At 70.7% G+C, this 5,142-nt stretch carries 3 protein-coding genes; all 3 read right to left on the reverse strand.

The genetic code is table 11. The features are described 5' to 3' along the window. The coding region (locus GM676_RS33120; protein WP_308936709.1) for a methyl-accepting chemotaxis protein at positions 1-1,505 on the reverse strand (1,505 nt) is incomplete at its 3' end. Between the two features lie 42 nt (positions 1,506-1,547). Beyond that, the gene (locus tag GM676_RS30985; RefSeq protein WP_155468411.1) at positions 1,548-3,929 is read right to left on the reverse strand and encodes a methyl-accepting chemotaxis protein; all 2,382 of its coding nucleotides are present in this window, start codon (positions 3,927-3,929) and stop codon (positions 1,548-1,550) included. Then, positions 3,926-5,142 (reverse strand): chemotaxis protein CheA (locus GM676_RS30990; protein WP_170304392.1); only part of this gene is annotated, 1,217 nt, incomplete at its 5' end. The genes GM676_RS30990 and GM676_RS30985, both read right to left, overlap by 4 nt.

Below are 5,142 nucleotides of genomic sequence, written 5' to 3' on the forward strand. Positions count from 1 at the left end.
TCGGCCAGCTTGCGCACCTCGGCCGCCACCACCGCGAAGCCCTTGCCGTGCTCGCCGGCGCGGGCGGCCTCGATGGCCGCGTTCAGCGCCAGCAGGTTGGTCTGGTAGGCGATGTCGTCGATGATGCCGATCTTTTGCGCGATCGACTGCATGGCGCCGACCGTCTCGCGCACGGCGGCGCCGCCCTCGGTGGCCTCGGCGGCGGCCTGGCTGGCCATGCCGTCGGTGACCTTGGCGTTCTCGGTGTTTTGCAGCACGGTGGCCGACATCTGCTCGATCGAGGCCGAGGTTTCCTCCACCGAGGCGGCCTGTTCCGAGGCGCCCTGCGACAGCGACTGCGCGGTGCCGGAGATTTGCTCCGAGGCCGAGGACAGCGATTCGGCCGCCGCGCGCACCTCGCCGATCACCTGCGCCAGCTTGCTGATGGTGTTGTTGACGGTATCCTTGAAGTCCTTGAGCTGGCCTCGGTAATCGCCCTCGACGGCGCGGGTCAGGTCGCCCTGCTCCATTTCCGCCAGCACCGCCACCGCCTCGTTGACCGGCAGCACGATGCCGTCCAGGGTCTGGTTGACGCCGGCCACCAGGCGCTGCCAGCCGCCGACGAACAGGCCGGTGTCGGCGCGCTGGTCGAGCTGGCCGTTGGCGGCGCCCTCGATGATGGTGGCGGTCTGCGCCAGCAGGTCGCTCATCATCTTGACCAGCGCGTTCAGGTTGGCCTGGATCACGCCGTACAAGCCCTCGTAGTGGGTTTCCAGCGGCGGCGGGATCACGCCCTTGGCGATATGGTCCACATACTCGGCGGTGATGTTGAGCGGCTGGGCCACGGCGTCGAGGATGGCGTTGATGCCGCGGCTGGCGTCCTTGAGGCGGCCCTCGGGCAGGCGGTCGAAATTGATGCGGGTGTCGAGCTTGCCGGCCAGCGCGTCCTGCACGCAGGCGGTCAGGTCGCCGGTGAAGTGCATCAGCTCGGTACGGTCTTCCCATTCCACCACCGCGCCCAGGCGCTGGCCGTCGCGGCCGAAGATCGGCATGGCCTTGAGGCCGAAGGTGCGGGCGCCGATGGTGATCTGGGTGCGGAACAGCTTGGTGAACTCGCTCAGCATCTTGCGTTGGTGCGCCGGATTCTTGTGGAACTGGTCGATGTTCGAGCCCAGCAGCTTGTTGGCGTCGAACGAGGGGAAGATCTGGCGGATGTCGGCCTCCGCCACCCGCATCATCTCGACCACGGCCGGGTTGACGTAGTTGATGTTGAGGTCGGCATCGGCCATCATGATGCAGGTCGAGACGATTTCCATGCCGCTGCGCAGCCGTTGCAGGCTCAGCTCGTCTTCGCGGCGGGCGGCCATGGCCTGCTGCATGCGCTGCAACTGCGCCAGCACCGGCGCCAGCGCGTCGTCGCCGAGGTCGTGGATCAGCGGGCCGTCGGCGTTGTCGCCCAGCGCTTGCAGGACCTCCAGCACGGTGTCGATGCGCTCCTGGGGGATGCGCTTGCCAAAAAATGCCATATGTATCTCCTGATGAAATGGTGGTGCCGAAGGGGCGCGGGCCTAGGCCGCGTTCCGGGGCGGGGAAGCCTGCGCTGCCGGCGACCCGCCGGCCAGGGTGAAGAATTGCATCAGCTGCCGCAGTTGCAGCGCCTGGTCGCCCATCTGCTCGGCGGTGGCGGCCAGTTCCTCGGCGGCGCCGGCGGTCTGCTGGGTGGTCTGGTTGAGCTGGTCCATGGCGCCGTTGATCTGGCCGATGCCGGAGGCCTGCTCGCCGCCGGCGGCGGCGATCTCGCGCACCAGGCCGGAGGTCTTGGTGATGGTCGGCACCATGCCGTCCAGCAGCTGGCCGGCGCGCTCGGCCTGCTTGACCGAGCGCGCGGCCAGGTCGCCGATTTCCTGCGCCGCCACCTGCGAGCGCTCGGCCAGCTTGCGCACCTCGGCCGCCACCACCGCGAAGCCCTTGCCGTGCTCGCCGGCGCGGGCGGCCTCGATGGCCGCGTTCAGCGCCAGCAGGTTGGTCTGGTAGGCGATGTCGTCGATGATGCGGGTTTTGTGCGCGATCGACCGCATGGCGCCCACCGTCTCGCGCACGGCGGCGCCGCCCTCGGTGGCCTCGGCGGCCGCCTGGCTGGCCATGCCGTCGGTGACCTTGGCGTTCTCGGTGTTTTGCAGCACGGTGGCCGACATCTGCTCGATCGAGGCCGAGGTTTCCTCCACCGAGGCGGCCTGTTCCGAGGCGCCCTGCGACAGCGACTGCGCGGTGGCCGCGATTTGCTCCGAGGCCGAGGACAGCGATTCGGCCGCCGCGCGCACCTCGCCGATCACCTGCGCCAGCTTGCCGATGGTGTGGTTGACGGTGTCCTTGAAGTCCTTGAGCTGGCCTTGGTAATCGCCCCGCACGGTGCGGCTCAGGTCGCCCTGTTCCATGGCCGCCAGCACCGCCACCGCCTCGTTGACCGGCAGCACGATGCCATCCAGGGTCCGGTTGACGCCGGCCACCAGGCGCTGCCAGCCGCCGGCGAACAGGGTGGCGTCGGCCCGGACGCCGAGCTGGCCTTGGGCGGCGCCCTCGATGATGATGTCGGTCTGCGCCAGCAGCGTCGCCATGGTGGCGACCAGCGTGTTCAGGTTGTCGCGGATGACGCCGTACTGGCCATGGTAGGCGGTGCTGATCGGCGGCGGGATCACGCCCCTGGCGATCTGTTCCACGTAGGCGGCGGTGAGGTTGAGCGGGTTGACGATGTTGTCCACGGTCTGGTTGATGCCGGCCACCAGCTGGCGCCAGTCGCCGCTAAAGCGCGCGGCGTCGGCGCGCCGCCCCAGCTGGCCGTCGGCGGCGCCCTGGATCAGCACCCGGGTCTCGCTGTGCAGCGCGGTCATGGTGGCGATCAGGTCGTTGAGGTTGTCGCGGATCAGCCGGTACTCGCCCTGGTAGTCGGTGGCGATGGGCGGCGGCATGACGCCGCGCGCGATCTGCTGGACGTAGCCGGAGGTCACCAGCATGGGCGCGGCGATATGGCCCACCATGGCGTTGCAGCCCTCGACCAGGCCGCGGAACTCGCCCTGGAACGGGGCGGGGTCGGCGCGCACGTCGAGCCGGCCCTGGGCGGCGGCGCGGGTCAGCTGGCCGGTGGCGGCGGTGACGCCGCGCAAGGTCGCTTGCAGCGTCGCCAGCGCGGCCATGATGCTGTGGCGGTCGCCGGCGCGCAGGGTGATGCGGGCGTCGAGGTCGCCCGCCGCGAACTGCTGGGCCAGCCGGGCCGCGCGGGCCGGCTCGTCGCCCAGCTGACGGCGCAGGTCGGCCGTGATGTACCAGCCCAGCCCGGCCACCGCCAGCAGCGTGGCGGCCGCCAGCCCCAGCGACAGCAGCAGGGCGTGCCGCTTGGCCTCGGCGGCGCGCGCCGCGCCCTGCCGGCCCAGCTCGACGTTGTAGCTGAACTGTTCGCTGATCAGGTCGCCGAGCTGGTCGGCGCCGCCGATCAGCCCGGCCAGCGTGGCGCGCGCGCCGGCCTTGTCGCCGCCCTCGCGCGAGGCCTGCAGCAGGGCGTCGATGCTGGCGTCGTAGCGCGTCGCCAGCGTCTTGATCTGCTCCAGGTAGGCCTGGTCGCGGCGGTCGTTGACGCAGCTGGCGCCCGCGCAGCCGGTGCTGGCGTACAGGCGGATGGCGTCGAAGGTGTCGCGCCGCTTGCGTTGCAGCTGGGCCTCGATGCGCGCGTAGTCCGCGGGATCGCGGCTGAGGAGGTGCTGGTTGAGGTAGAGGCGCACCCGCATCTGGCTGGCGCGCAGGCTGTCGAGGATGGTCAGGCTGGGCGCGGTGTCGCGGTTGCCGAGGTTGGCCTCCTGGTAGACCTGGTCGATCAGGTGACGCGAGGTGGCCGCCAGCAGCACGATGCCGGCCAGCGCCGACAATACCAGCAGCAGCATTTTGCGGGTGATGGTCATGCGGCCTCCGGCGCCGCCTGCTGGCGGATCAGTTGGCCGACCAGCTCGGGCACGTTGAGGATCAGCGCCACCTGGCCGTTGCCGAGGATGGTGAAGCCGCCGATGCCGCGCAACTGGCTGAAGATCTTGCCCAATGGCTTGATGACGGTCTGGAATTCGCCCATCAGGTGGTCCACCACCAGCCCCACGCGCCGACCGCCGTAGCGGATCACCACCACGTTCTCGCGCCGCAGCGTGGCCGGCGCGGCGCCGAACAGCTCACGCAGCCGCACCAGCGGCAGCACCTCGCCGCGCAGGTTGATGTAGTGGTTGCCGTTGGCCTCGGCCGCCTGGGCGGCGGTCAGCTCGATGCATTCCACCACCAGCGCCAGCGGCACCACATAGGCGGCCTGGCCGACCCCGATCAGGAAGCCGTCGATGATGGCCAGCGTCAGCGGCAGGCGGATGCTGACGGTGGTGCCGCGGCCCTCGCGGCTGCTGAGCTCGATGCTGCCGCGCAGCGCCGCGATGTTGCGCTTGACCACGTCCATGCCGACCCCGCGCCCGGACAGGTTGCTGACCGCGTCCGCGGTGGAGAAGCCGGGCTCGAAGATCAGGTTGTAGATGTCGCGCTCGGCCAGCTGGGCGCCGGCCTCGATCAGGCCGCGCTCGGCCGCCTTGGCCAGGATGCGCTCCTGGTTCAGGCCGCCGCCGTCGTCGGCCACCTCGATCACGATGGCGCCGGCGTCGTGGTAGGCGTTCAGCCGCACGGTGCCGTGCGCCGGCTTGCCGGCGGCGCGGCGCGCGGCGGCCGGCTCGATGCCGTGGTCCATGGCGTTGCGCACCAGGTGGGTGAGCGGATCGGCGATCTTTTCCACCACCGTCTTGTCGAGCTCGGTGTCGGCGCCGCTGATCTCCAGCCGGATGTCCTTGTCCAGCTCGGCCGAGACGTCGCGCACCACGCGCTGGAAGCGGTTGAAGGTGGCGCCCACCGGCACCATGCGCAGGGTCAGCGCCGAGTCGCGCACCTGTTCCACCAGGCGCGTCACCTTGGTGGCCGATTCCAGCAGCGCCGGCGCGGCGGCCTGCTGGGCGGCCAGGCCGGCGCCGGCGCTGGCGATGATCAGTTCGCCGATCAGGTCGATCAGCTGGTCCAGCTTGGCGGCGTCAACGCGGATCAGGTTGGCTTCCGGCGCGCGCGCGCCGCGCGGCGACGGGCGCGCGCCGTCGTCGG

It is taken from the genome of Duganella radicis, from assembly GCF_009720825.1.
GTDB lineage: Bacteria > Pseudomonadota > Gammaproteobacteria > Burkholderiales > Burkholderiaceae_D > Rugamonas > Rugamonas radicis.